At 63.3% G+C, this 25405-nt stretch carries 22 protein-coding genes; 9 read left to right on the top strand and 13 right to left on the bottom strand.

From position 1 onward, the window contains the following. Nucleotides 1-134: 134 nt before the first annotated feature. The 6 genes from recG to FMF02_RS07010 all read right to left on the bottom strand — a co-directional run bounded on the left by recG (nucleotide 135) and on the right by FMF02_RS07010 (nucleotide 8043). Nucleotides 135-2246, bottom strand: a complete 2112-nt coding sequence (gene recG / locus FMF02_RS07035; RefSeq protein ID WP_141412621.1) for an ATP-dependent DNA helicase RecG — start codon at nucleotides 2244-2246, stop codon at nucleotides 135-137. Between the two features lie 7 nt (nucleotides 2247-2253). Then, nucleotides 2254-4008 carry a DUF4091 domain-containing protein gene (locus tag FMF02_RS07030; RefSeq protein WP_141412620.1) on the bottom strand — a complete coding sequence of 585 codons (1755 nt, stop codon included), beginning with the start codon at nucleotides 4006-4008 and terminating at the stop codon, nucleotides 2254-2256. Nucleotides 4009-4203: 195 nt separating this feature from the next. Further along, nucleotides 4204-5445: an acyloxyacyl hydrolase gene (locus tag FMF02_RS07025; protein ID WP_229090230.1), complete on the bottom strand. Its 1242-nt coding sequence runs from the start codon at nucleotides 5443-5445 to the stop codon at nucleotides 4204-4206. Continuing rightward, a complete protein-coding gene (locus FMF02_RS07020) occupies nucleotides 5438-6397 on the bottom strand; it encodes a hypothetical protein (protein ID WP_141412619.1) in 960 nt (319 codons plus the stop codon). The genes FMF02_RS07025 and FMF02_RS07020 overlap by 8 nt, the downstream gene beginning before the upstream one ends. Before the next feature lie 133 nt (nucleotides 6398-6530). Beyond that, nucleotides 6531-7610 carry a TIGR04133 family radical SAM/SPASM protein gene (locus FMF02_RS07015; protein WP_141412618.1) on the bottom strand — a complete coding sequence of 360 codons (1080 nt, stop codon included), beginning with the start codon at nucleotides 7608-7610 and terminating at the stop codon, nucleotides 6531-6533. Nucleotide 7611: 1 nt separating this feature from the next. Then, nucleotides 7612-8043: a radical SAM-associated putative lipoprotein gene (locus tag FMF02_RS07010; protein ID WP_141412617.1), complete on the bottom strand. Its 432-nt coding sequence runs from the start codon at nucleotides 8041-8043 to the stop codon at nucleotides 7612-7614. A gap of 75 nt (nucleotides 8044-8118) precedes the next feature. Between FMF02_RS07010 and ispG the strand changes: the two genes are divergently transcribed. After that, nucleotides 8119-9606, top strand: a complete 1488-nt coding sequence (ispG, locus tag FMF02_RS07005) for a (E)-4-hydroxy-3-methylbut-2-enyl-diphosphate synthase (protein ID WP_141412616.1) — start codon at nucleotides 8119-8121, stop codon at nucleotides 9604-9606. Between the two features lie 9 nt (nucleotides 9607-9615). Here the strand turns inward: ispG and FMF02_RS07000 are convergent, their stop codons facing one another. Beyond that, nucleotides 9616-10737: an acyltransferase family protein gene (locus FMF02_RS07000; RefSeq protein WP_019130492.1), complete on the bottom strand. Its 1122-nt coding sequence runs from the start codon at nucleotides 10735-10737 to the stop codon at nucleotides 9616-9618. Between the two features lie 122 nt (nucleotides 10738-10859). Between FMF02_RS07000 and FMF02_RS06995 the strand changes: the two genes are divergently transcribed. Continuing rightward, nucleotides 10860-11459: a WbqC family protein gene (locus FMF02_RS06995; RefSeq protein WP_141412615.1), complete on the top strand. Its 600-nt coding sequence runs from the start codon at nucleotides 10860-10862 to the stop codon at nucleotides 11457-11459. Here the strand turns inward: FMF02_RS06995 and FMF02_RS06990 are convergent. Next, nucleotides 11383-13422, bottom strand: coding sequence for a glycoside hydrolase family 2 protein (locus FMF02_RS06990; RefSeq protein ID WP_141412614.1), 2040 nt, complete (start codon nucleotides 13420-13422; stop codon nucleotides 11383-11385). The two genes, FMF02_RS06995 and FMF02_RS06990, sit on opposite strands and share 77 nt — an antisense overlap. 701 nt (nucleotides 13423-14123) lie before the next feature. Here FMF02_RS06990 and FMF02_RS06985 point away from each other — a divergent pair. From FMF02_RS06985 to FMF02_RS06970, 4 genes are read left to right on the top strand one after another with little or no spacing between them, the layout of a single operon-like run. After that, nucleotides 14124-14666 (top strand): CvpA family protein, encoded by a 543-nt coding sequence (locus FMF02_RS06985; RefSeq protein ID WP_019130495.1) that lies wholly within the window; start codon nucleotides 14124-14126, stop codon nucleotides 14664-14666. Then, nucleotides 14663-15589, top strand: coding sequence for a ribosome small subunit-dependent GTPase A (rsgA, locus tag FMF02_RS06980; RefSeq protein WP_141412613.1), 927 nt, complete (start codon nucleotides 14663-14665; stop codon nucleotides 15587-15589). The genes FMF02_RS06985 and rsgA overlap by 4 nt, the downstream gene beginning before the upstream one ends. Continuing rightward, complete coding sequence (locus FMF02_RS06975; RefSeq protein ID WP_019130497.1) at nucleotides 15570-16259, top strand: TrmH family RNA methyltransferase; 690 nt, start codon at nucleotides 15570-15572, stop codon at nucleotides 16257-16259. The genes rsgA and FMF02_RS06975 overlap by 20 nt, the downstream gene beginning before the upstream one ends. Before the next feature lie 17 nt (nucleotides 16260-16276). Continuing rightward, nucleotides 16277-17476 carry an aspartate aminotransferase family protein gene (locus tag FMF02_RS06970; protein WP_141412612.1) on the top strand — a complete coding sequence of 400 codons (1200 nt, stop codon included), beginning with the start codon at nucleotides 16277-16279 and terminating at the stop codon, nucleotides 17474-17476. An 85-nt stretch (nucleotides 17477-17561) separates the two neighbouring features. On the opposite strand, the gene nfo is transcribed toward FMF02_RS06970, so the two are convergent. Then, nucleotides 17562-18410 carry a deoxyribonuclease IV gene (gene nfo / locus FMF02_RS06965; protein ID WP_141412611.1) on the bottom strand — a complete coding sequence of 283 codons (849 nt, stop codon included), beginning with the start codon at nucleotides 18408-18410 and terminating at the stop codon, nucleotides 17562-17564. Between the two features lie 72 nt (nucleotides 18411-18482). Here nfo and FMF02_RS06960 point away from each other — a divergent pair, with 72 nt between their 5' ends. The 3 genes from FMF02_RS06960 to FMF02_RS06950 are packed head-to-tail and all read left to right on the top strand — an operon-like array spanning nucleotide 18483 to nucleotide 21675. Next, nucleotides 18483-19682 (top strand): DUF3078 domain-containing protein, encoded by a 1200-nt coding sequence (locus tag FMF02_RS06960; protein WP_141412610.1) that lies wholly within the window; start codon nucleotides 18483-18485, stop codon nucleotides 19680-19682. 12 nt (nucleotides 19683-19694) lie between these two features. Further along, complete coding sequence (locus FMF02_RS06955; protein WP_141412609.1) at nucleotides 19695-21419, top strand: S41 family peptidase; 1725 nt, start codon at nucleotides 19695-19697, stop codon at nucleotides 21417-21419. After that, nucleotides 21412-21675, top strand: a complete 264-nt coding sequence (locus tag FMF02_RS06950) for a hypothetical protein (protein WP_141412608.1) — start codon at nucleotides 21412-21414, stop codon at nucleotides 21673-21675. The genes FMF02_RS06955 and FMF02_RS06950 overlap by 8 nt, the downstream gene beginning before the upstream one ends. A gap of 101 nt (nucleotides 21676-21776) precedes the next feature. Here FMF02_RS06950 and FMF02_RS06945 read toward each other — a convergent pair whose 3' ends face one another. From FMF02_RS06945 to nth, 4 genes are all read right to left on the bottom strand, one after another. Then, nucleotides 21777-22649, bottom strand: coding sequence for a hypothetical protein (locus tag FMF02_RS06945; RefSeq protein WP_141412607.1), 873 nt, complete (start codon nucleotides 22647-22649; stop codon nucleotides 21777-21779). A gap of 34 nt (nucleotides 22650-22683) precedes the next feature. Then, the gene (locus FMF02_RS06940; RefSeq protein ID WP_141412606.1) at nucleotides 22684-23535 is read right to left on the bottom strand and encodes a hypothetical protein; all 852 of its coding nucleotides are present in this window, start codon (nucleotides 23533-23535) and stop codon (nucleotides 22684-22686) included. Nucleotides 23536-23600: 65 nt separating this feature from the next. After that, on the bottom strand, nucleotides 23601-24644 hold the full coding sequence (locus tag FMF02_RS06935) for a DHH family phosphoesterase (protein ID WP_141412605.1): 1044 nt from the start codon (nucleotides 24642-24644) through the stop codon (nucleotides 23601-23603). Between the two features lie 106 nt (nucleotides 24645-24750). Beyond that, nucleotides 24751-25401: an endonuclease III gene (gene nth / locus FMF02_RS06930; RefSeq protein WP_141412604.1), complete on the bottom strand. Its 651-nt coding sequence runs from the start codon at nucleotides 25399-25401 to the stop codon at nucleotides 24751-24753. Nucleotides 25402-25405 lie beyond the last annotated feature (4 nt).

Below are 25405 nucleotides of genomic sequence, written 5' to 3'. Positions count from 1 at the left end.
GCGAGAAAACGAAGAAAAAAATTCACCGTTTTCGTTAAGCCGAGCATAGAGCCGAACTTGTTCGGACTTCGCCGAGGCGGGAAAGCGTCTGTTAATAAACAAACGGGTTCCGCGCCGCTTTTATTTTCGCGGCGTCAGGAGATCATCGAGAAATCGATCGACTTCTCCCCCGAATAGCGTCGTTTCAGTTCGCGCAATCCGGCGTGCTCGGGCGCCGCGAGCGCCGCATCGGCGGCGAGCACCCCGCCGGCCGCATCGCGCGTAAGTTGCAGAATCTGCACGTCGAGCGTCGGATTGGCTATCTTCAAATCAAAGGCCATACCGCTCTGCTGCGTACCGGCGATATCGCCCGCGCCGCGCAGTTTGAGGTCGAGCTCCGCAAGGCGGAACCCGTCGTTGGTCTGGCACATCGCGTCGAGCCGCGCCCGCGCCTCCTTCGAGAGTTTCTCGCCCGACATGAGGATGCAGTACGACTGCTCGGCGCCGCGCCCCACGCGTCCGCGCAGCTGATGCAGCTGCGACAGGCCGAAACGTTCGGCCGACTCGATGACCATCACCGTGGCATTGGGGACGTCGACCCCCACCTCGATAACCGTCGTCGAGACCAGTATCTGCGCCTCGCCCGACTTGAAGCGGCGCATCGCCGCCTCCTTGTCCTCGGGCTTCATGCGGCCGTGCACCACCTCGACGACGTACTCCGGCAGCGGAAAGTCGCGCGAAATGGCCTCGTAACCGTCCTGCAAATCCTTGTAATCCATCGATTCCGACTCTTCGATCAGCGGGTAGACCACATAGGCCTGGCGACCCCGGGCGATCTCCTGCCGCAGGAACCCCCACACCCTGAGCCGCGCCGCATCGGTGTAGTGCACCGTGCGCACGGGCCGGCGTCCGGGCGGCAGCTCGTCGATCACCGAGACGTCGAGATCGCCGTAGAGCGTCATGGCGAGCGTCCGCGGAATGGGCGTGGCGGTCATCACCAGCACGTGGGGCGGCTGCTCGTTCTTCGTCCACATCCGCGCCCGCTGTTCGACGCCGAAACGGTGCTGCTCGTCGATGACGACCAGCCCCAGGTTGGCGAAGCGCACCCTGTCCTCGATGAGCGCATGGGTTCCCACCAGCAGCTGCACCTCGCCCGACGCGACCCCTTCGAGTGCGGCGCGGCGTTCGCGGGCCTTCGACGCACCCGTGAGGATCGCCACCCGCACGGACAGCCCGTCGAGCAGGCGCGTGAGCGTGGCGTAGTGCTGCCGCGCCAGAATCTCGGTGGGAGCCATCATGCAGGCCTGAAAACCGTTGTCGACGGCCAGCAGCATCGACAGCAGCGCCACGAGCGTCTTGCCCGACCCCACGTCGCCCTGCAACAGCCGGTTCATCTGGTAGCCCGTCACCGTATCCTGCCGGATTTCGCGCACGACGCGCTTCTGCGCCCCCGTAAGCGGAAAGGGCAGCTTCTCCCTGTAAAACGTATTGAACGACTCCCCCACGCGGGCGAAATAGAAACCGTCGTTTCGGGCCAGACGCTCCGAACGGCGCGCCATCACGTTGAGCTGCACGCCGAGCAGCTCCTCGAATTTGAGGCGGTACTGCGCCTGCCGGAGCGCCTCCGGCGACTGGGGGAAATGGATGTTGTAGAGCGCTTCGCGCAGGGTCGCCAGTCCGTACTGCCTGCGCATCTCGGGAGGCAGCGTCTCGCCGATGCGCTCGCCCGCAATCCGCCACGCATTGCTCACGATCGTATGAAACCCTTTGGTTCCCAACACCGACGACAGCCGCTCGGTCGAGGAGTAGATCCCCTGCAAACCGCTCTCGGCACGCCGCGACAACGCCTTTTCGACGGTCTCCACCTCGGGATGCACCAGCGAGAGTTCGTTGCGGAAGAACGACGGGCGGCCGAAGACGAGGTATTCGCGCCCCACTTCGATGCGCTTCTCGATCCACTTGATCCCCTGGAACCACACCAGCTCGGCCTGTCCCGTGGCATCCGCGACATAGGCCGTGAAGCGTCGTTTGCGTCCTGCGCCGGCATAGGCCACGCCGGTGACGCGACCCCGGAACTGGACGAGCGTCTGCCCCGAAGCGCCGATTTCGGCGATCCGGTAGATCTTCGTGCGGTCGATATAGCGGAACGGGAAATGGTAAAGCAGATCGCCCACGGTCGCTATACCCAACTCCTTGTCGAGCAGTTTGGCCCGTGCCTCGCCGACGCCGGCGATGTATTTCACGTCGTCCGTATACCAGTTTCCCATTGCGGCGTTACAATTCGTTGAGCACCCGCTTGGCCTCGGCCAGCCGCTCGTGCAGGTCGGCGGCCGGCTCGCGCGATGCGAAAGGGGCGATGACCGCTTCGAGCCGCGCCCGTTTTTCATCAGCCCCGGCCGAGTTCCCGCGGCCCGCTTCGGCGCGCAGGATACGGATCTTCTCGGCATCCTGAATCCCTTCGCGCAGGCGCTCGAAACGGATCGACGACCGGCCGCCCGGATAGATGACGTAGGTATCGCCCGCGGGCCACGTGCGGAAACGCGAATCGCGCAGCGGGTCTTCCGTCCACGAGTTGTAGGCCCAGCGCAGGAAGCCGTCGTAGCCGTTGGCCACGGCGTACCACGCCGCCACGGTCGCCTCGACCGGATCGGAGAAGGTGAACATGTTGGGATAGCGGTGCGAGCAGCAGACGTAGTAGGTCGTCACCTGCCCTGCGGCGCGGCGCGCGGCGATATCCTCGGGAGCGACCTCCTGCCGTGCCGAGACGCAGATGTCGTGCAGCTGCGGGTAACGCTTGTAGCTGTCGTGGTTGTCGGCCAGCGCGATGCCCAGCTGCGGAGCGTGTTCCGCGAGGAAGGCCACGGCGATCTCCATCTGTTCGGGCGACCGCTCGTCCATGGCGATGCAGGTCTTCGCCAGCCACCCTTTTTCTTCCAGATGCCGCACGAAATCGGCGAGGAACGGCCGCCACATCTCGTCGAAGGCGGGCTGGCCCGGTTCGGCCTTCACGTCCACCCACTCGCCCGTCGCGGCGTCGCGGTAGTGCAGCATATTGTTCCACGGCAGCATCGAGTAGCAGTTGATCTGTTTGTCGACGCCCAGCCCCTCCATGAACTCCACCCAGCGGTCGAAGGCCGCATAGTCGTATGTCCACGCGCCGTCGGCGCCCTTCGTCCAGACGATCATGTCGGCGTAGGCGTCGTAGCACTGGTTGTTCCACGGATCCTTGTTGAGCGTCGCCGTGACGACCTTCTGTCCGGCGTCGGCCAGCGGCTTCATCACGGGGCGGAGCGCCTCGAAATGGGCGTCGCTCCACATCTCCGTCCCCTCGACGCGCGCCACGGCGGCGGGATGCTGCCACAGATCGAGGTGGTACCGCCACTCGGAGGGTGCGGGAAGCGTGCGGCCGGTGACCTCCACGGCCAGTTCGAGCCGCTGCTCGTCGCCGTCGCAGGCGACCGTCACCGGCGTGCGGTAGAGTCCGGGCGCGGCATCCTGCGGCACGTCGACGGTGATCCATACCGGACGCACCGTGCAGGCTTCGAGCGCCATCGAAGGCCGCTCGTCGAGCATGTCGGCAGTCAGCACCGCCGCGAAATCCTGCGGCTTGCGCTTGCAGCAGCCGCAGGCGAATTCGTCGCTCATCACGTAGCGCACGAAACGGGTGCGCACCGCACTTTCGGGCAGCCGCCCTTCATCGGAGGTCAGCACCCCTGCCGTACAGACGAGCCGCTCCACGGGCTGCGCACTCCATACGAGCAACTGCGCCGACACCCGCTCGCCGCGCCATGCCGTCAGGCGGCACGCCGTCCGCGGCTCCACGTCGGGCAGCTGCGACTTGCCGAAGCGGCGATCCGTCGTCACGAACGACGCGCAGGGAGTATCGCCGGCCGCCGACCAGTCGGCGAATGCGGCCGCAGGATCGGCCATTTCCTGAAAATCGGGGAAGGAGGGACGGTCGTTCGCACCGCCGCAGGCGGCCAGCAGCATCGCTGCGGCCGGAAGCAGAAAGGAGAGGGTACGTTTCATCGGGTCTATCGTTTGTTTTTACAAAGATACGAAAAGTCGAGCGCAGAAGCAAGCGACAGCTTGATTATGCCGAGACGGAGTATCTTCGGCGAAGCCAAAAATCCGAAAAGCCGAACGGCAGAGGTACATCGAGACCGCAGCCAAATAAAGATTTTGCCGCGAAGCCCTATTTGATTTCAATCGTGCAGCGAACCGTCAACGCCCGTTGAACCGGTAACCGACGCCCAGCATCAGGTTGTTCGGATTGCGGAACTTGTAGAGCTGATACCCGACGTGCAGGAAGACGTTGCACGCCACATCGGCTTTGAGGGCGAAGACCTGGTAGAACGAATTCGTGTCGTCTCCCCTGCCGATCAGGTTCTTGCCGATACCCAGATTGATCGAAAAGATCGGCATCACGACCTCGCAGCGGATCGACACCCCCACGGCGAACTGCTCCTTGAAGGGCGGACGGTGGAATTTGAGTTCGTCGGCCAGCGGATAGTCGTTGGCGATATGGTCTTTGAGGTTGGCGCTTTCGTCGTACTGGGCGTCGAGCGACAGACCGGCGCGGAAGAACCGGCTGAAATTGTACATCGGGGTGAAATTCAAACCCGCCACAGCGAACGACCCGGGGATCAGGTAGGCCCGGCTCTCCTGCAAGAATCCCTTCTTGCGCAGCGCGCCGTAGAGAATCACGTCGTAGCTCACATAGGGGCGGAACGGATCGCTGCGCCGCACGGCGGCCCTCCGGTCGTCGGCCGCGTCGCGGCCGAAGGTCCGCATCACGCCCACCCGGCCGCCGATGAGGTTGACCCCGCCGTTCGGATAGCGCGTGTTTCCGTTGGAGAAGTGCGTGAGCCCGACGCCCGCCGTCAGGCTCCACCGCGGTGCGAAACGCCAGTTGAGCATCAACCCCAGATTGATGTAGGCATTGATTTTCGAACCGACCACCGTGTTGAACGGATTGGTCTGTTCGTCGAAGGGCTTCCAACCGAACGAGAGGCCGAAATTCCACTCGTAATCCAGCGACAGCCGCTCCGTCAGCGCGGCGATGCGCGCATGCTGGAACACGTAGAGCGCTACGGGCGTACCGACCTCGGCGCTGTTGAAAAAGGTGTTGTAACCCAGTCCGACGCCTTGATAGGTGAAGGGGTAGTTGCGGCCGAAACGGGTTTCGGGGCCGAACTGGAAGGCATATTTCAGATGCACGGAGAGCGTCGTCCCGAACTCTTTCCCCGCGGCGTTGGCCCCCTTGAAAAAGTCGTCCGTGCGGAACAGCGCCCCCGGACTGACGTCGAGGCCGAATTTGTGAACGAGCGCCTCCGGGCGGGCGAGGCTGTCCGGCGTCGGACGCCGCAGGGATTCGCCCCGCACCGGAGCGGGCAGCGACACGACGGTCAGGCACAGCAGAACAGCAGCAAACGAAGCGGAGATCACGCGCATGGCCTTATTCATCGGTCTTGGGTTTGAGGATCAGATAGTCGTACGGCAGCGAACTGTGCAGCGTGCCGGTGAAGGTGCGCTGCCGTCCGGCAGGACCGGAGGCGTAGACGGTATAGGGCACGCGGAACTGTTCGAGCGACAGATACACCTCGACGTTCAAACGTTCGTGGGGCTTCGCCGTGACGGTCACCTGCTCGTCGTCGGGGAAGGAGAGCGGAAGCTGCTGGTCGTTCCTCGCGAAGCGGGCCGACGACTCCGCGACGACCGGCGCGCCGTCCGCCATGTCGGGAATCACGATTTCGGGCAGCGGCACACCGAAGATCTCCTCCCGACGATCGTTGAAGTCGTCCGGCCAGAAACGAACCGTCCGTTTCGCGTTCCGGAAGGGCGACACGACCACGGAAGCGGGTTCCGACGAGGCGGTGTTGTCGATCGTGAAGGCATCCTGCAACTCGATCGAATTGTCCCAGCTTTCGAACTCGTCCCAGCGGTAGACCACACTGTCGACACGGTATTTCTCGGTAGGGGCGAACGTCACCGACACCGTTTCGCTTTCGTAGTCGTTCCCCACGAGGATCCGCGTCTCCCAGGGTTCGTCGCGCAGACTCTCGCCGAGGGTGATCCGCAACGTACGGTAGTCGTTGCGCTCGATGCCGAAATCGAGCAGGCCGTCGTCGTAGGTCATGCGGAGCAGACCGTCGCCGTAGAGCAGATGGTTGCCGTAGAGGAGATTTCCCTCCGCATCGTAGATGTCGCCGCGGAGCGAGGTCGTCGGCCCCTCGACCGACAGAATGTCCCAGTTGCCCGCCTCGAAGCGGATCGTGGCGGACGTATCGTCCGGCCCGACCGTCACCGAGGGCGCTTCGGGCAGGAAGTCGTCGATGAAAACCCCGTCGTTGCAACCGACGGCCAGCAGAGGCGCGACGATCGCCGACAGGGCGTATCTCGAAAAAAGTTTCCTCATTACGTCGGCAAATATAACGAAAAAAGCGGAGCCTGCTACCCCCCCCCCACTTTTTTCCCGCCGCCGCCGATTTCATGGCCCGTACAGACGTTTCGCAGTCTCCTGCGACACCCGTACGGAACCATCCTGCCGCTCAGCGGCACAGCCGCCGGTAGGAGCAGTGCATCATCCCTCCGTCGGCGTCGCGCAGGTGCATCGGGCCGCCCTCGCAGTAGCGCCACGCGGCGCAGTCGGCGCACGCACCCCGACGCATCCATTCGCGGCGGCGGAAGGGTTCGAACCGCTCGGTCCACACCTGCCAGAAATCGTCGCGGTAGATATTACCCTGCGCATAGTCGGCCCGCACCGACGTACAGCCCGAGATGGCGCCGTCGACACGGATCGAGGCCACCGACACACCGGCGTCGCAGTGGTAGAAATGGTCGCGCGCCTCCATCTCGTAGCCGCCCAGAAACCCTTCGCAGGCATAGCTGCACGCGATACGCCCTTCGCGCCGCGTGCGGCGGACGAACTCCATCAGCGCACGGAACTGCCCGTCGGAGAGTTGCAGCGCAGGGTCTTCGGCGGCGCGTCCCGCCGGAAAGATCGCGAACAGCCGCCAGCTCCGCAGCCCCAGCGAGAGCAGGTACTCCTTGAACTCGTCGAGCCGGGGCACGAGCGCCGGCGTGACGCAGGTCACGGCGTCGAAGGCGATCGAAGGCTCGGCGGCGGCCATGCGCACCGCCTCCGCAGCGCGGACGAAACTGAGCGGATGGCGGCGCAAACGGTTGTGCTCAGCCTCGAATCCGTCGATCGAGACGGTCATCGAGTGCAGACCCGCCCCGAGCAGTCCGTCGAACCGCTGCGGCGTGAGCGCCATGCCGTTGGTGACCATCCCCCACGGGTATTCGCGGTCGTAGAGCGCACGGCCGATCCGTTCCAGGTCGGAGCGCACGAGCACCTCGCCGCCCGAGAGGACGACCATCACGCGGTGCGGATCGACGCGGGGCGTGATCTGGCGGTCGAGCACGCGGAAAAAATCCTCGGCCGGCATGTCTTGGCAGTCGGGCGAGGCCGTGCAGTCCGAACCGCAGTGGCCGCACCGGAGGTTGCAGCGCAGCGTACACTCCCAAAAGAGCGTGCGCAGTTCGTGCCGCTCCACCGCCTCGCGGTGAAGCCGGCGGTAGAGTTCCAGCCCCAGCCGTTTACGCAGCGAAAGATGTCGTCCGTCCATGCTACTCCTCTCCTGTTTTCTCCGCGAGTACGACGTCGACGCCCGAGCGCTCGAAACGCCCGTACATCCAATTTCCCTCGCCCGGGCCCGTCCGGTCGCTCTCCGCAAAGGCGACCTCGACCTCCTTCCCGGCGAAATCGCCGCCGCCGGCCGGGCCGTCCGTGTCGGTGAAGGTCAGCACGGGCGGCATGTAAAGCACATTTCCGTCGGCTTCGAACGTGTAGGCTCCCCGCGTATCGGTGCGAACGGCCGACGGATCGGAGCCCCAGGACGATCTCCGCACTTCGATGCCCGCGATCGGCGTCCCCGCGGCGTCGGTCACACGCCCCTTGACCGTATACTCGGCATAGGGGGTACCGTACATGTCCTCCTGCGGTTCATCGCACCCCGCGAATCCGAGCAGGGAGAGCAGCAGCATCCATAGCTTGTTCATTGTCAGCGCATTTAAAGGGTCGTATGCCAAAGTTAGGAATAATTCCCTAACTTTGTGTCATAAAACCGGAAAAAGATGATCGACCTTACGCAATACCGGCGCCGCGCGACGCACGAAGTCCGCATCGGCGCCTGCACGATCGGCGGCACGCATCCCGTGGCGGTGCAGTCGATGACCAACACCGACACGCGCGACACTGCGGCCTGCGTCGCCCAGATCGAGCGCATCGCCCGCGCCGGCGCGCCCATCGTGCGCCTCACGGCGCAGGGGGTGCGCGAAGCCGAGAACCTGCGCGACATCACCGAGCGGCTGCGTGCCGACGGGAATACGACGGCCCTCGTGGCCGACATCCATTTCCTGCCCGAAGCGGCGGCCGTGGCGGCGCAGTACGTCGACAAGGTACGCATCAACCCGGGCAACTACCGCCTCGACCGCGGCGAACTGGAAGCGCTCGTCGCCCGCTGCCGCGAGCGGGGCGTCGCGCTGCGCATCGGCGTCAACCACGGCTCGCTCTCGAAGCGCATCTTCGACGAGTGGGGCGACACGCCCGAAGGGATGGTGGCCGCAGCCATGGAGTTTCTGCACGTCTGCCGCCGCGAGGCGTTCGACCAGGTGGTCGTCTCGATGAAGTCGAGCAACACGCGCGTGATGGTAGCCGCCTACCGGCTGCTCGTCGAGGCGATGGAGCGCGAAGGGATGACCTACCCGATCCACCTGGGCGTCACCGAGGCGGGCAACGGACTGGAAGGGCGCATCAAGAGCGCCGTGGGGATCGGCGCGCTGCTCGCCGACGGCATCGGCGACACGATCCGCGTCTCGCTGACCGAAGCGCCCGAAAACGAAATACCCGTGGCCCGGCTGCTCGCCGACCATTTCCGCGAACGTCCCGGGACATTCGAGGTGAAACATCCCGAACGCTACTCGCCCACGGTCTACCGCCGCCGAAGCAGCGTACAGACGCCCGTCGTGCGCGACGAGATCACCTCCGCGTTCCGCCTCTTGGAGAGCACGTCGCAGAACCCCACGGCCGAACTGCGTGCGGCGATCCTCTCGCTCGACGGCGACGAACCGGCGGCGGTCGTCCGCCGTTACGACGACACGGATCTCACGACACTGGCCGTAAAGGCCGCAGCCGACCTGGGACCGCTCTTTCTGGACGGACTGGCCGACGGCATCCGCATCCTCGACGACCGCTTCACGGAGGCCCAGCTGCGCGACGTGGAGCTGATGATCCTGCAAGCGGCGCGCGTACGCTTCTCGCATACCGAATACATCGCCTGCCCCTCGTGCGGCCGCACGCTCTACGACATCGAGGGGACGCTGGCGCAGATCAAGGCGCGCACGTCGCATCTGAAAAATCTCAAAATCGGCGTCATGGGCTGCATCGTCAACGGCCCCGGCGAGATGGCCGACGCCGACTACGGCTACGTGGGCGCCGCCCCCGGACGCATCACCCTCTACAAGGGGCGCACCGTCGTCGAACGCAACATCCCGCAGGAGGAGGCGCTCGACCGCCTCATCGCCCTGATCCGCGAAAACGGCGACTGGCAGGAACCCGAATAACGGCGGTGCCTACATGAATTCGCGTCGGAGCCAGCGGCGCACCGGCTCGTCGTACCATTTCAGCGCGGCGTAAGCCAGCAGGACGCTCACGACGACCGTGCCGGCCGCAGCGGGCCATGCCTCGCCGAGCGTGAGGCCATGGTTGCGCACCCACGCCGTGTAGGTGTAGACGAGCGGGTAGTGGGTGATATAGATCGGATAGGAGATATCGCCAAGAAACTCGCAGACACGCGCCGAACGCCCCGTCACCGTACCGCTCGCACCCGTCCAGACGATGAGCGGGAAGAGCACGACGACGACCAGCGCGTCGTAGAGCCCGTTTTGCCACAGATGCTCCGTCCCGCCGACGCGCGGCACGGCCAGCAGTGCGACCAGCCCAAGCGAACACCACCAGAAGGCGCGGCGGACATGCCCCGGACGCACGAGACGCGAGAGCAGCAATCCCCCGAAGAAGGGATACATCATGCGTGTGAAGCCCACGCCCAGTTGTTCGGCCGTGAGCGACCAGCCGCCGATGATGTCGCCCGAGGGGCTCGTCAGGGCGAAGCGGATCAGCGCCGCGCCCGACACGGCCACCAGCACCCCCAGCAGCCATTTCGGAAAACGCCGCACGACGAGGGCATAGAGTATATTGGCGCAATATTCGTAGAAAAGCGACCACCCCGGCCCGTTGAGCGGGTGCATCTCCTGCCAGCCGCGCACGTCCATCGACACCGGCACGGGCAGCAGCGTCATGCCGACGAGCATCACCGCGAGCATCTTCCACACCGGCACGGCATGCACCGGCCACATATCGCAATCCTGAAAATAGAACAGCGCCGCACCGACGGCCATGCCCAGCACCACCATGGGTTGCAGGCGGATCAGGCGCCGCTTGAAGAAGCCGCCGACGGTCATCCGCCCCCAACGGTCGTCGTAGGCGTAGCCGATGACGAATCCCGAAAGGGCGAAGAAGAAATCGACGGCCAGGTAGCCGTGGTTGAGCAGCTGGTCGAAATGGCTCGTGGCGTGCGCTTCGCAGAGGTGGAAGACCACGACCAGCAGCGCAGCGACGCCGCGCAGGCCGTCCAGAATATCGTAATGGGGTTTGCTGTCGGCATAGGCGGCCGAGGGGAGCGAAGTCTGAGGCATAGGAGTAGTTTTTTCGGAATACAAAAATAGCGAAATCGCAGAAAAAAAGCTCGGATTGCCGAAAGATTCGTATTTTTGCAGCCGGCGGACGGTGCCGCCGCAGCGAAACGATACGACCCGAGATGACGATTCTTCCCGCAGCCTATCTGCCCAGCATCGAATACTGCGCCCGTTGGGCGCAGGGGCCGTGCGTGGTCGACGGCGGCGAACACTTCGTCAAACGCTCGGAGCGCAACCGCACGCACATCCTCACGGCCGGCGGCGTACTCGCGCTGACGGTGCAGGCAGTGCGCGCCAACCGCCCGCGCACGCCGATGCGCGACGTGCGTATCGACTACTCCAAGCGCTGGCAGCATCAGCACTGGACGGCGCTGGTCTCGGCCTACAAGGCTTCGCCCTACTTCGACCACTACGCCCCCCGTTTCGAGCCTTTCTACACCCGCCGCTACGAATTCCTCTTCGACTACGACCTGCGCCTCATGGAGACGATCGCAGAACTGCTCGGCCTGCCCATGCCGGCCGTCTCGGAAGCGTATCTGACGGCCGACGAAGGCGATCTCGACCTGCGCCCCAAACGAAAAGAGGGCGCGGACTTCGCGTCCCCGCCCTATATTCAGGTCTTCTCCGACCGCCTGCCTTTCACGCCTAATCTTTCGATCGCAGACCTTTTGTTTTGCGAAGGGCCTCAAAGTCCCGCGCTTTTAAAGCAGTGCCGACTCTGAGCGCCACGCTGTCGCGCAGCTCGCCGCAGCGCGCTTCGATGCGGTTCTCGCCCGGCAGCAGCTTGCAGTCGGCACGGAACTGCCCCTCGGCGTATTTCGTGAGCGCCACGCTGTCGCCGTTGACCAGCAGCACGGGATCTTCGCCCGACGAATAGACCTTGATCCGCTGCTCGGCCGACGGACGCACGCGCCACCGCCGCTCGGCGATGTAGAGCGTCGGCTCGCGCCGGTTCCACAAGGTACGGTAGAGGTAGTAGATGTCCTTCTTCTGCCGGCGGTCGAGCGTCACCATGCCGCAGGCGTAGCGGTCGTTGGCGCCGCGCGCCGTACCGAAATCGAACATCGCGTTGACCCACTCGCCCCAGAAGGCCGGATCGGAGACGATCCTGCGGGCGTACTCCTCATGGAACCGCGTTTGCCACCGTTCGGGCAGCCAGTGCGTTCCGGGCGTCGGGCGTCCCAGCAGGTCGTCCTGCTGCGAGGGATAACCCGGCACGCCGTAGCAGGGGGCCGCCAGCAGATTGCCCCACGACTTGTGGAGCGTCTCGCACCAGTATCCCACGTCGTCGGTCGTGCCCCGCATCCAGCCCACGTTCTGTTTGAGCGCAATGAGGTCGGTGATCGTATTCAGCTCGCCGTCCTGATTGCTCAGCGCGACGGTCGGACGCGACGGGTCGACCCGTTTGAGCGCCGTATGCAGTTCGCGGATATAGGGCGTCACGTCGTCGCCGCGCTGCCAGACGAGCGAAAAGATCCCCCACATCACCACCGAGGGGTGGTTGAAGTTCTGGGCGACGATCTCGCGCAGCTGCTCGCGGCCGTTGGCGCGGAAACGCTCCGTCGGGAAGTAGAAGACGTCGCCCAGATAGGGCGAACGCATGAGCGGCAGATCGATCCACGCCATGAGCCCCCGCTCGTCGAGCCGGTCGTAGAGGTACTGGTCGTGCGGTCCCGAAACCGAGTGGACGGCATTGGCCCCCACATCGTGTACGAAGGCCAGATCCTCGTCGTAGTCGGCCGCCGTGAAGGCGTTGGCGACGCTCGCCCGATCGTGGTAGAGCGCCACGCCGTGCAGACGCACCGTGTCGCCGTTGACAAGCAGGCCGCGGCCCGAAGCGGCGATCCGCCGGAACCCGGTGCGCACGGTCACCTCGTCCGACAGCGAGTCGCACGCGACGCGCGCCGTCACCGTATAGAGGTTCGGCGCGGCGGGGCTCCACAGCCGCGGCGCGTCGACGGTGAAGGGAATCGTCACCGGCTCGCCGGCCGTCCGGTTGTTCTTTTGCGTCTTCTCGACCACCACATAGCCGTCGGGATCGCGCACCGTGAGGGTAATCATCCCCTGGCAATCCTTCGGCGCGGAGACATAGACCGCCGCACGGCCCTCGACCGCGTCGTCGTCCACCGACACCTGCTCGACGAAGAGCCCGTCGGTTCCCCAGACCGTAGGCGATACGGCTACCCTGTCGGTCAGGATCAGGTCGACGTCGCGGTAGATGCCGCCGTAGACGTTCTGCTCGGTCGAGGTGGGCAGTACGTCGTTCTGGAAAGTGTTGCTGACCACCACGAGCAGGCGGTTCTCGGCGCCGAACTTCACGCGGCCGGTGATTTCGAACGTGAAGGCCGTGAAGCCGCCGCGGTGCTCGCCGACATGATAGCCGTTGACGAAGACGTCGGCCACAGTCTGCACGCCGTCGAAGCGCAGGAAGAGCCGCTTCGACGCCCAGTCGGCAGGAATGTAGAGCCGGCGCATGTAGTTGCCCGTCGTGCGCTGGTACTCCGAGTTGCCGGCCAGCGCATCGAGGTTCCACGTATGGGGCAGGGTGATATTGCGCGCGTCGTCAGCGCTGTTTTCGCTGCGAAAATAGAAAGTCCAGTCGTCGTTGAGACGGTAGACCTCCCGCGCGGCGGACTCCGCCACGAAGGCCGCCAGCATACTGATCAGAAGCAGATAACGTTTCATAATCCTCCTATCGTTTTAGTTCGAACGGCGCATCCGGATCGCCTCCGTCCGCGACGGAGCGGAACCCGTCCTCGTGCAAAGATACGAATAAGTGAGGGCAGAAGCAAGCACCGGCTTGATTATGCCGAACGGGAGTATCTAAGGCGTCAGCCAAAGATACGAATAAGTGAGGGCAGAAGCAAGCACCGGCTTGATTATGCCGAACGGGAGTATCTAAGGCGTCAGCCAAAGATACGAATAAGTGAGGGCAGAAGCAAGCACCGGCTTGATTATGCCGAACGGGAGTATCTAAGGCGTCAGCCAAAGATACGAATAAGTGAGGGCAGAAGCAAGCGCCAGGCAATTAAAACAGCATCCTGCCGAGCCGTTACGATACCCTGCTGCAACATTGCGGCGCTCAGCGCCGCGCGGGCCGAAGCCTCCGCCCGCGGAGGCCCGCCACTGTGGGCGTGCTCCGCAGACTTCGACCCGCAGATACGGCAGCAACCGATCCTCACGCATCCTCGGGATGACGGAACGGAATTCCTAATTTTAATTCTTAAATTGCAAATCGCAGGTTGCTTTTGCCTTTGCCTTGCACCACTTTGCGGAGGGCAAAGCCTCCGCTTAGCTAGGCGGCGCCTCGGCAAAACCAAATAAATTTGGTTCTGCGCTCGGCTTGCACTATCTTTGTCCCATACAATAACCCGCTCCGCGTACCAATGAACATTCTCGACATCATCGTCTGGCTCGCACTGGCCGTCGCCGTGTTCAACGGCTGGCGCAAAGGCTTCATCGGCAAACTCTTCTCGCTGGCCGGACTCGTCGGCGGCATCTGGCTCGCACTGGGCTACGGCGCCCGCTGCGGCGAGGCGCTGCACATGGAGGGAACGACGGCCGCCGTAGCGGGACCGATCGTCGTCTTCGTCGCCGCGGCCGTCGCGGCCAACCTCGTCGGCCGGCTCGTAAGCAAGGCATGCAGCACGATCGGACTGGGCGGTCTCGACACGCTGCTGGGCATCGCGCTGGCGCTGTTGCAGGCCGTGCTGCTGCTGGGACTCGCCTTCAAGGCGACCGACTATTTCGATCCCGAACTCATCGCCCGTTCCACGCGCGAAGAGTCCAAATGCTACGCACCGGTGATGTGCGTGGCGGACAAGATCTTCCCCTCGCTGGGGGAATACGCCCGCGAGTACCTGCCCCGACCGGAGCGGGAAGAACCCGCGGAAAAGCCGGAGACAACCGAAAAACTGCAAAACGCATGAGCACCGAGATCCGAGGAGTCGTCACCCGTGCCACGGGGAGCTGGTACGACGTGCTGCACGAAGGGCGCACGATCGCCTGCCGCATCCGCGGCCGCATCCGCCTCAAAGGCGTCCGCTCGACCAATCCGGTCGTCGTGGGCGACGAGGTGGTCTGCACCGAAGGCGGCGACGGAGAGTGGGTGATCGAACGCATCCTGCCGCGCCGCAACTACATCATCCGGCGCGCCTCGAACCTCTCGAAAGAGTCGCACATCATCGCCGCGAACATCGATCAGGCATTGCTCGTGGCCACGCTCTCGCAACCCGTGACGGCCCCCGAATTCCTCGACCGCTTTCTGGCGACGTGCGAAGCCTACAAGATCCCCGCGACGATCCTGCTGGCCAAATACGACCTCGCTGCGGCCGACCCCGAAGCCGCGGCGGCCTTCCACGCCACCTACGAAAGCGCGGGCTACCGCGTCGTCGACCTCTCGACGCTCGACGGCACGGGGCTCGACGCGGTGCGTGCGCTCGTCGCCGGCCGCACGACGCTCGTGGCGGGCAACTCGGGCGTCGGCAAGTCGACGCTCGTCGGCGCACTCGAACCCGGACTGGCGCTGCGCACGGGAAGCATCTCGGAGAGCCACCGCAAAGGACGGCATACGACCACCTTCTCGGCCATGTACCCCCTCACGGGCGGCGGGTTCCTGATCGACACCCCCGGCATCAAGGGATTCGGCCTGATCGACATCGACGATCACGAACTGTGGCACTACTTCCCCGAAATGATGCGCATCGGGGCGGGCTGCCGCTTCTACAACTGCACCCACACCCACGAACCGGGCTGTGCCGTGCGCGAGGCGGTCGCACGGGGCGAGGTGGCGCGGTCGCGCTACGAAAGTTACCTGAAAATCCGCGACGAAGATGACAAATACCGCAAATGACCGCCCGCAGGAGTGGTACGACGCGCGCGCCGACCACCTCGCCGAGTTCCTCACCGACGAACGGCGCCGCACGCTCGCAGCGGCGCTCGCCGAGCGGACGCGCTACATGACGCTGCTGGCCGAAAACACCTTCCATCCGCACAACGCCTCGGCGCTGATGCGCCACTGCGACGCCTTCGGCGTGCAGGAGCTGCACACGGTCGAAACCCTCTGCAAGTTCTCGCCCAACGCCTCGATCGTGCGCGGGACGGACAAGTGGGTCGACGTGCGCCGCCACGCCTCGACGGCCGAAGCGATCGCCGCATTGCGGGCCGAAGGCTACCGGATCGTGGCCACGACGCCCCACCGCGAAAGCTGCACGCCCGAAACGTTCGACGTCGCGCGCGGTCCCTTCGCGCTGGTCTTCGGCACCGAGCACGCCGGCATCTCCGACGAGGCGATGGCGGCGGCCGACGAATACCTGCGCATCCCGATGTGCGGGCTGGTCGAGAGCCTCAACGTCTCGGCCTCGGCGGCGATCCTCGTCTACATGCTCTCGCAGCGCGTGCGCTCGAAGGTCGAGGGGTGGCGGCTGCCGCCGCTCGAAGCCGCGGCGCTGCGCCTGCGCTGGATGCGGGCCGCCGTACGCGACGCCGAAGGGATTCTGGCGCGGCGCTTTCCCGAAGAGTGAAATTTCCGAAGACAACGATGAATACGATTCTACGCAAACAGTTTCTCGCCCACGTGGGACAAACCTCGCCGTCGCCGATGCTCGTCGAGGTCGCGCGGGCCGAGGGGTCGTTCTTCTACACCCCCGACGGGAAACGCTATTACGATCTGGTGGCGGGCGTCTCGGTGAGCAACGTCGGCCACTGCAACCCCGACGTGGTGCGCGCCGTGCAGGAGCAGGCGGCGCGCTACATGCACGTGATGGTCTACGGCGAAATGGTCGAGTCGCCGCAGGTGACCTATGCCGCGCGGATCGCCGCTGCGCTGCCCGCACCGCTCGACAGCGTTTATTTCGTCAATTCGGGCGCCGAGGCGGTCGAAGGGGCGCTCAAACTGGCCAAGCGCGTCACCGGACGCACGGAACTCGTCTCGATGCGCCGCGCCTACCACGGTTCGACGCACGGCGCGATGAGCATGATGGGCACCCCCGAAGGCGAGGAGTGGAAGGCGGCTTTCCGGCCGCTGCTGCCCGACGTGCGCGCGATCGAATTCAACGATTTCGAGGCACTCGACCGGATCACCCGCCGCACGGCCGCCGTACTCGTCGAGCCAGTGCAGGGCGAAGCGGGCGTGCGCCTGCCGGCTGCGGGCTGGCTCGAAGCGCTGCGCGAACGCTGCGACCGCACGGGCGCACTGCTCGTCTTCGACGAAATACAGACCGGACTGGGGCGCACGGGAGCGCTCTTCGCCATGCAGCGCTACGGCGTCACGCCCGACATCGTCTGCCTGGCCAAGGCCTTCGGCGGCGGAATGCCGCTGGGGGCGTTCGTCGCGGCGAAGCGGACGATGGACGCCTTGCAGACCGACCCCGCCCTGGGACATATCACCACGTTCGGCGGCCATCCCGTCTGCTGCGCAGCGGGACTGGCGGCCTTCGACTACCTGACACGCAACCGCGTCGTGGAGCAGGTCGAAGCCAAGGGAGCGCTCTACGAGGAGCTGCTCGCGGGACATCCGCAGGTGCGCGAAATCCGCCGCAGCGGGCTGCTGCTGGCCGTCGAGCTGGGCGATGCGGCCAAACTCTACCGCATGATGGAGCTTTTCAAGGAGGCGGGGATTCTGAGCGACTGGTTCCTTTACTGCGACACGGCGTTCCGCATCTCGCCGCCGCTGACCATTTCGGAAGAGGAGGTGCGCGACTCGGCCCGTATCGTCGCCGAGTGCCTGGACAAACTGTAAGTGCATCCGCAGCAACCGAATAAAAGCGCCGTGAAGTCAGCTTCACGGCGCTTGTTCGATCCGGTCGATCGCCACGGACGCATTCCTACCTGCCCTCCGCGAAACTTTTCAGCAGGGCGATCTCCTCCGGCCAGCGGCTCTCGTCGGGCGTCTCCAGAATGAGCGGAATACCGTCGAAACGGCTGTCCTCGGCGATATAACGGAAACATTCGAGTCCGAGCATCCCTTCGCCCAGCGGCGCGTGACGGTCGACACGGCTGCCGACACCCTTCATCGCATCGTTGAGGTGCATCCCGCGCAGATACTTCATCCCCACCACCTCGTCCAGTTCGCGGAAGGTCGCCTCGCACCCCGCGCGGGTCGAGAGATCGTAGCCGGCGGCGAAGGCGTGGCAGGTGTCGATGCAGACGCCCACGCGCGACTTGTCCTCCACGCGCTCGATCAGATAGGCCAGATGACGGAACGAAAAACCGAGGTTCGACCCCTGCCCCGCCGTATTCTCGATCACGGCCGTGACACCGTGCGTGCGGTCGAGCGCACGGTTGATCGACGCGGCGATCCGGTCGAGCGACTCCTCGGGCACGATCTGCCGCAGGTGGCTGCCCGGATGGAAGTTGAGCCGGTCGAGTCCCAGCGCCTCGCAGCGCGCCATCTCCTCCTCGAAGGCGCGGCGCGACTTTTCGAGCGCTTCGTCGTCGGGGTGGCCCAGATTGATCAGGTAACTGTCGTGGGGCAGAATCTGCGCAGGCGCATAACCGCACTCGTCGCAGGCGGCGCGGAAGGCCGCGACCTGCTCCGCCGTAAGCGCCGGAGCGCTCCACTGCCGCTGATTCTTGGTAAAAAGGGCGAATGCCGTCGCCCCGATGGCACGGGCGTTGCGGGGTGCGTTCTCGACGCCGCCCGCAGCGCTCACATGTGCTCCGAAGTATTTCATAACAACTCTTTTACCGACAAATATACGGGATTTCCTGAATAATTTCCTATTTTTGCAAAAAATAAATCGCGTATGAACAAGTGTACGACGCTTCTCCTGACCACGGCGATCCTGCTCGCGGGGTCCGCCGCCGCGCAAATCTCCATAGACCGCGTGGAACCCCAGTCCGGAGAAGTCAGTTTCGCCGACTCGATCCGCCGGCAGCAGGTCGAACGCGACGCCTTCTCGCTGGCCAAGTACCGTGCCGAACGGGCCGCTATCCGCAAGGAGCGCAACTACCTCGAAATATCGGCTTCGGTGCAGGGAACGCTCACCTCGTTCAACGACCCGTGGATCGAAGTGTCGGGCGGCGACAACTCGATCGCCGCGATCGGCACCTTCTTTCTGGATCATATCTTCACCAAGGACAAATTCTCGATCGAGACCAAGGCGAGCGCCAAATTCGGCTACAACCGCATCAAGGCCGTCCCCGAAGGCGAAGAGGGCGAGGTCGGCATCTGGTACAAGAATCAGGACGAATTCTGGGTACAGACCGCCCCGTCGTTCAACTTCTCGAAAAACTGGTCCTACGGCGCGATGCTCAAATTCCGCACCCAGTTCGCCAACGGCTACAAGGCCCGCACGCAGCAGAAGGAGATCCACCGCAAGAGCACCTTCATGTCACCGGGCTATCTCGACCTGTCGGTCGGTCTGACCTACAACTGCCCCAACAAGAGCTTCCCGGTCAAAATCAACATGTCGCCGGTGGCACTGAGCGCCGTATTCGTCGAGAGCAAGCAGATCCGCGAAAACTTCGTCTACGATTTCAGCGAGGCCAACAAGGAGGCCGGCACCCGCAAATACGTCGAACCCTACGGCGTGCCGTCGAACAAGACGTCGAAGTACGAAGGCGGTTCGTCGATCCAGATCGATTTCGACCGCAAATTCGGCAACCGCGACGTGCTGCGCTACCGCACGACCTTCTTCTCGTTCTACGGCTGGATCTCGAACCTCGGCCAGAAAAACAAGATTGCGAAATTCTCCGACTACATCGCCGCCTACGACAAGTGGGAGGCCGACGGGAAGGATCAGGAGACCAAACCGACGCTGCCGATCCACCCCACCGTCCGCTGGGAGAACACGCTCGACATCAAGGCGACGAAATATCTCACCACGAGCATCTATTTCCAGCTCTACTACAACCGCGCCCAAAGTTATGCGGTACAGACCCAGGCCATTCTGAGCGTCGGACTGAGCTACACGTTCCAGAACAAACCCAAACCCAAGAAATAAGCGCCGCGCATCATGTACAAAAACTCCCGTTCCACCGTTTTGCTTCCGCTCGTCGTGGCAGCGGCAGTCGCCCTGGGCATCTTCCTCGGACAATTTCTGGGGAGGTCGTCGGCCGAATCCGACATCAAGGGCATCCTGCGCTCGCTGGCGCTGCCTCAGAACAAGGTATCGCAGACGCTGTCGCTCATCGAGACGCAGTACGTCGACTCGGTGGCCATCGATTCGCTCGTCGAACGGGCGCTGCCCGTCATCGTTTCGGAACTCGACCCCCACTCGGTCTACATCCCCGCCTCGGAGATGGCCGAAATCAACGAACCGCTCGACGGCGAATTCGACGGCATCGGCGTGGTATTCAACATGGCCACCGACACGGTGATCGTGCTGAACGTCATTCCGTCGGGGCCGAGCGACAAGGCGGGCGTCGTGGCGGGCGACCGCATCGTGCGCATCAACGATTCGCTGGTGGCCGGACAACAGATCGCCCAGCGCGAGATCATGCGCCGGCTGCGCGGCAAACGCGGCTCGGAGGTGCGGCTGGGGCTCGAACGGCGCGGCATCGACGAACTGGTGGAGGTGACGGTCGTGCGCGACAAGATCCCGATCCGCAGCCTCACGGCGGCACTGATGCTCACCGGCGACATCGCCTTCGTCAAACTGGACCAGTTCGCCCGCACCTCGCACACCGAACTGCTCGAAGCGCTCTCGACGCTCCGCACGCAGGGAATGCGCAAACTGATCCTCGACCTGCGGGGCAATTCGGGCGGGTTCCTCGACCAGGCGATCGCCATCGCCAACGAGTTCCTGCCCGCCGACAAACTGATCGTCTATACCGAAGACCGCAACCACCAGCGCATCGAACAATACAGCGACGGCACGGGCAGCGCCGCCGACCTCGACCTGGCGGTGCTCGTCGACGAGGGAAGCGCCTCGTCGAGCGAAATCCTCGCCGGAGCGTTGCAGGACAACGACCGCGGAACGATCATCGGCCGCCGTTCGTTCGGCAAGGGGCTCGTCCAACAGCAGATTCCCTACGCCGACGGTTCGGCGCTGCGGCTGACCGTCGCCCGCTACTACACCCCCACGGGGCGCTCGATCCAGAAACCCTACACCTCGGGCGACGCCGAGAGCTACGACGCCGACATCTGGAACCGCTACCAGCACAACGAGTTCTTCTCGGCCGATTCGATCCGTTTCGACAACGCGCTGCGCCGCACAACGCCGGGCGGCAAGGTGGTCTACGGCGGCGGCGGCATCATGCCCGACATCTTCGTACCGCTCGACACGACCGACCTGACCAAATATTACCTCGAAGTATCGGGACGTAACATTCTCTACCGTTATACGATCGAATACGCCGACGCCCACCGCAAGGCGCTCAACGCCGTCCGGACGACAGCCGACCTGCGGGCGCTGCTCGATGCCGACCGGGGACTCGTCGACGACTTCGTCCGCTACGCCGCCCGCAAGGGCGTCGCCCCGCGCTACGGCGACATCGCCCGCTCGCGGCAGCTGATGGAGGCGCAGCTCAAAGCCTACATCGGCCGGAACACCTCGCTCGAAGACAGCGGCTATTTCCTGAGCATCTATCCCGAAGACGAGGTGATCGTGCGCGCGATCGGAGAATTGGAACATCCCACGATTCCGACGGTAAAGGCCGCAGAGGCCGTCGCCGAGGGAGAACCGGCGGAGGAACAGCCTGCCGAAGAAGAGCCTGCGGAGGAGGCGCCGCATGATTAAGCGCATCGTCGGACTGCTGGCCGCGGCAGCCGTTCTCGCCGTGGTTGTCTTCGCCATCCTGGGTTCCGGCACCTATTCTTCGTTTATCGGACGGGCCGGCCGATCGGCCGCGGCACCCGCCGCGACCTCCGTTGCGGCACCCGATTCGACGTCCGACAGCCTCGTGAACGCCCCTGAGGATACGACTGCTGCCGGAATTCCGGCGGATACGGCAGCGGTTTCCGGCACGGCCGACACGCTCTCCGCAGGGAGATAAGTCCCTGTCATCGAGCCGACCCGCCCGATTGACCGCACCGATCAAAGCCGAAGCTGCTGCAACCGAAAAGGTTGCAGCAGCTTTCTTACCGCCCATGCGCCTCACCTGCGTTCCCGTCCGAAACGAAGTCCGAGCGAGACACCGAAAGGATACAGATCCGACGCTTTATAAACGATCTTGTCCTCCGTCGCCCTATAATCCAACGAACGCCAGACGCAACCGAAAGACAAGTCGGCGTAAAGCCCCCGGCTCAATCGGGTATACAACCCGACTTTGCCATGAACCGAAGCTGCCCACTGGGAGGACGGATAGTTCATCAAATCGAAAGCTGTCCCCAAAAGTGCGTCATCGAACCGATTCTCGTAATCATACCCCTCTACGCTCCAATCGCTGAAATCGTGATAAGAACAGCCTACTCCCGCTTGGAGATAGTAGAATGTTTTAAGGCTGCGGATATATCCGCAAACTTCGAACTGAACTCCCACAGAAACAGCGCGGTTGCGATACGAATAAACCATCTCGGCATCCTTCCGTTTAGAGGGAGCCGTTTCGGTATAACGGACGAAACCTCCTATCCCGAAATAGTTGAACCGATTGAGGTACCGCATCGCCGAAGCCTCGGCCGACCAGCCGTCGGTGATGATGCCGCCCGACACGCCGTACAGCATCCGATGCTGCGGTACCTCGTTGAACGTACGGCCCTGCCACGGCTGCCAGCCGCGGGTTTTACCGCGGTAGAGCATCCGGCGATCGCCGTCGCTCAGGACATATTCCACCCGACGGCGCGGAACGAACAGCAACAGCGAGTCGCCCGACGATACCGCACTGCGATAGAACAGGCTGTCGCCCTTGCTCTGCTCCCAAAGCACACGCCCCGTAAGCGGATTCTCCTTATGCAAAACGATTACATCCTGCGACTTGCAGGGAAACAAACCCAGAAGGGTAAAAACGGATAGTAATAAAAATCGATTCATCGACAAACAACGATTTGAGATTCATTACAGACAATCACCTGCGTTCCCGTCCGAAGCGCAGACCGACGCTAAACCCGAAGGGAAACTGGTCGCTGGATATGTATTTCTGGGGAATTCGCGTGAAGATATGTCCTATTACGGTAAAAGCCACATCGGCATACAATCCGCGCGTCAACCGAACGTAAGCACCCAAACGATAGTTGAATTGATAGGCCCAACGCGAGGTAGGATACTGGTTTTCGAGCTCTTCCCGCTTGACATACGTTTCCAGCCATTCCAACTTGGCATCATAGCCATCGCCCCATTTGAAATGGTGATAACATCCTCCCAATCCAAAATCGACATAGAAAAAAGTTTTCAACCGCCGGCTATACCCTCGGATTTCAGTTTGAGGCCCGAAAGCAACCGCTCGATGATCGTATGTAGAAATTCTGACATAGTCGTCACGGGACGGATTCGTCGAAAAATACCGGACAAACGCCCCCACACCGATACGGTTATTGCGATTCATCATCCGCATCGCCGACGCATCGATCGACCAGCCGTCGAAAATCGTGCTCCACGACGCGGCATAGAGCATCCGATGCTGCGGTACCTCGTTGAACGTACGGCCCCGCCACGGCTGCCAGCCGCGGGTTTTGCCGCGGTAAAGCATCCGGCGATCGCCGTCGCTCAGGACATATTCAACCCGACGGCGCGGAACGAACAGCAGCAGCGAGTCGCCCGACGACACCGCACTGCGGTAGAACAGGCTGTCACCCTTACTTTTCTCCCACAGCACACGCCCCGTAAGCTTGTTCTCCTTATGCAAAACGATTACATCCTGCGACTTGCAGGGAAGCACGCCCAGAAGGACGCAACCAAAAAATAGCAAATATCGGCTCATTTATAACGGTTTTAGGTTTTTAGGTTCAGATGCACTCTCCCCGCGGAAGCCGATACCGCACCGGACTACCGAAGGGGGGGGGTATCGAGGCCGCCCTCGCGGGCGAACTCCTCGACCGAACGGATATAATGAGCGATCGTCTCGTCCATCGAGACATAGGATTTGCCCCCGGCGGCATTCTTGTGTCCGCCGCCGTCGAAATATTTGCGGGCAAAGAGGTTGACGTCCACATCGCCGCGCGAGCGCAGCGATACACGGATGAACTTGTGGTGGCCGAGGAACATGGCCGACATCTTCATCTTCTTGATCGTCAGCGGATAATTGACGAATCCCTCGCTGTCGCCCTGCTGGAAACGGTAGCGGCGCATCTCGGCCTCCGTAAGCGACATGTAGGCCGCCGTCCCCTCCTGGATGATGTTCATCTTGCGGTGGATCGCATAGCCGAACAGACGGGCGCGGTCCTCCGTATAACCGTTGTAGACGCTGTTGTGAATACCGGCCACGTCGATCCCTTTCTCGACCAGGACGGCCAGGGCGCGGTAGAGCGCCGGCGTGAGGAACGAGAAGGAGAAGTTGCCGGTATCGGTCATCATGCCCACATAGAGCGCTTCGGCCATCTTACGGGTGATGACCTCCGTTCCGCAGAGCTGCTCGATGATGCAGTAGAGCAGGAAGCAGGTGCTCGACGACTGCGGATAGGAGAATTGCAGGTCGAAGCCTCCGTCGGGCGAAAGGTGATGATCGATCAGCACGCGCCGCGCCGCCGTATTCTCGGCCAGCGCGTCGCTGAGCGCTTCGAGGCGCGACAGGGAGTTGAAATCGAGGCAGAAGACGATATCCGCCCCGCGAATGGCTTCGAGCGCGCGTTCGGGCGCGAAGCGGAAGATCACCACTTCGCGGATGTCGGGCATCCAGTCGAGAAAATAGGGGTATTTGTTGGGGACGATCATCGTCACCTCATGCCCCATCGCCGCGAGCACATCGCGCCATGCCGTCGAGGCCCCGATCGCATCGCCGTCGGGGTTGGTATGTGCGACCAGCACGATCTTACGGTGAGGTGCGGCGAGCAGTTCGCGGAGCGCTTCGATTTTTGCACTGTCGATCTTCATCGCTTCAAAGATACGAATAAGTGAGTACAATGTCAAATTTATTTGAGCATTGTCGAACGGGAGTATCTAAGACGAAGTCAAAGGTAACAAAAGGTTCGGAAATTTCCTACTTATCCGCCATTTTCTGCTTCTCACGGCTCTTGCACCACGGCGCGATCCCGCAGGCGTCGCACTTCGGAGCCCGCGCCGTGCAGACGTAACGGCCGTGGAGAATCAACCAGTGATGCGCCACGGGCAGCAGATGCGACGGGATGTTCTTTTCGAGCTGCAACTCGGTCTGGAGCGGGGTTTTAGCGCCGCGCGTAAGCCCGATGCGGGCCGACACGCGGAAGACGTGGGTATCGACGGGCATCACCTCCTTGCCCCAGATGACCGCCCCCACGACGTTGGCCGTCTTGCGCCCCACGCCGGGCAATCGCTGCAAGGCGTCGAGATCCGACGGCACCACGCCGCCGAACTCCGTGCAGAGCATCCGCGCCATGGCGGCCAGGTTCCTGGCCTTGTTGTTGGGATAGGAGATGCTTTTGATGTAGGCGTAGATCTCTTCGACCGTAGCCTGCGCCATCGCCTCGGGCGTAGGATAGGCTTCGAAAAGCGCCGGCGTAGTCATGTTGACCCGCTTGTCGGTACACTGCGCCGAAAGAATGACGGCCACCAGCAACTGGTAGGGATCCTTGTACTGCAACTCGCTCTCGGCTACGGGCATGTTGGCCTCGAACCAGCCGATCACGCCCGCATAACGTTCCTTCAATGTCATAGCT

Source organism: Alistipes communis (genome assembly GCF_006542665.1).
Classification (GTDB): domain Bacteria; phylum Bacteroidota; class Bacteroidia; order Bacteroidales; family Rikenellaceae; genus Alistipes; species Alistipes communis.
This window is presented reverse-complemented; position numbering and strand designations above follow the sequence as displayed.

What these genes read in the sequence shown, in the direction of transcription:
- nfo (WP_141412611.1), bottom strand. Translation starts at nt 18,410, where the DNA reads ATGAAATACTTCGGAGCACATGTGAGCGCTGCGGGCGGCGTCGAGAAC.
- FMF02_RS07020 (WP_141412619.1), bottom strand. Translation starts at nt 6,397, where the DNA reads ATGAGGAAACTTTTTTCGAGATACGCCCTGTCGGCGATCGTCGCGCCT.
- FMF02_RS07000 (WP_019130492.1), bottom strand. Translation starts at nt 10,737, where the DNA reads ATGCCTCAGACTTCGCTCCCCTCGGCCGCCTATGCCGACAGCAAACCC.
- FMF02_RS07030 (WP_141412620.1), bottom strand. Translation starts at nt 4,008, where the DNA reads ATGAAACGTACCCTCTCCTTTCTGCTTCCGGCCGCAGCGATGCTGCTG.
- FMF02_RS06990 (WP_141412614.1), bottom strand. Translation starts at nt 13,422, where the DNA reads ATGAAACGTTATCTGCTTCTGATCAGTATGCTGGCGGCCTTCGTGGCG.
- nth (WP_141412604.1), bottom strand. Translation starts at nt 25,401, where the DNA reads ATGACATTGAAGGAACGTTATGCGGGCGTGATCGGCTGGTTCGAGGCC.
- FMF02_RS06940 (WP_141412606.1), bottom strand. Translation starts at nt 23,535, where the DNA reads ATGAGCCGATATTTGCTATTTTTTGGTTGCGTCCTTCTGGGCGTGCTT.
- FMF02_RS07015 (WP_141412618.1), bottom strand. Translation starts at nt 7,610, where the DNA reads ATGGACGGACGACATCTTTCGCTGCGTAAACGGCTGGGGCTGGAACTC.
- FMF02_RS06985 (WP_019130495.1), top strand. Translation starts at nt 14,124, where the DNA reads ATGAACATTCTCGACATCATCGTCTGGCTCGCACTGGCCGTCGCCGTG.
- ispG (WP_141412616.1), top strand. Translation starts at nt 8,119, where the DNA reads ATGATCGACCTTACGCAATACCGGCGCCGCGCGACGCACGAAGTCCGC.
- FMF02_RS06970 (WP_141412612.1), top strand. Translation starts at nt 16,277, where the DNA reads ATGAATACGATTCTACGCAAACAGTTTCTCGCCCACGTGGGACAAACC.
- FMF02_RS07010 (WP_141412617.1), bottom strand. Translation starts at nt 8,043, where the DNA reads ATGAACAAGCTATGGATGCTGCTGCTCTCCCTGCTCGGATTCGCGGGG.
- FMF02_RS06950 (WP_141412608.1), top strand. Translation starts at nt 21,412, where the DNA reads ATGATTAAGCGCATCGTCGGACTGCTGGCCGCGGCAGCCGTTCTCGCC.
- FMF02_RS06945 (WP_141412607.1), bottom strand. Translation starts at nt 22,649, where the DNA reads ATGAATCGATTTTTATTACTATCCGTTTTTACCCTTCTGGGTTTGTTT.
- rsgA (WP_141412613.1), top strand. Translation starts at nt 14,663, where the DNA reads ATGAGCACCGAGATCCGAGGAGTCGTCACCCGTGCCACGGGGAGCTGG.
- FMF02_RS06955 (WP_141412609.1), top strand. Translation starts at nt 19,695, where the DNA reads ATGTACAAAAACTCCCGTTCCACCGTTTTGCTTCCGCTCGTCGTGGCA.
- FMF02_RS06975 (WP_019130497.1), top strand. Translation starts at nt 15,570, where the DNA reads ATGACAAATACCGCAAATGACCGCCCGCAGGAGTGGTACGACGCGCGC.
- FMF02_RS06935 (WP_141412605.1), bottom strand. Translation starts at nt 24,644, where the DNA reads ATGAAGATCGACAGTGCAAAAATCGAAGCGCTCCGCGAACTGCTCGCC.
- FMF02_RS06960 (WP_141412610.1), top strand. Translation starts at nt 18,483, where the DNA reads ATGAACAAGTGTACGACGCTTCTCCTGACCACGGCGATCCTGCTCGCG.
- FMF02_RS07025 (WP_229090230.1), bottom strand. Translation starts at nt 5,445, where the DNA reads ATGAATAAGGCCATGCGCGTGATCTCCGCTTCGTTTGCTGCTGTTCTG.
- recG (WP_141412621.1), bottom strand. Translation starts at nt 2,246, where the DNA reads ATGGGAAACTGGTATACGGACGACGTGAAATACATCGCCGGCGTCGGC.
- FMF02_RS06995 (WP_141412615.1), top strand. Translation starts at nt 10,860, where the DNA reads ATGACGATTCTTCCCGCAGCCTATCTGCCCAGCATCGAATACTGCGCC.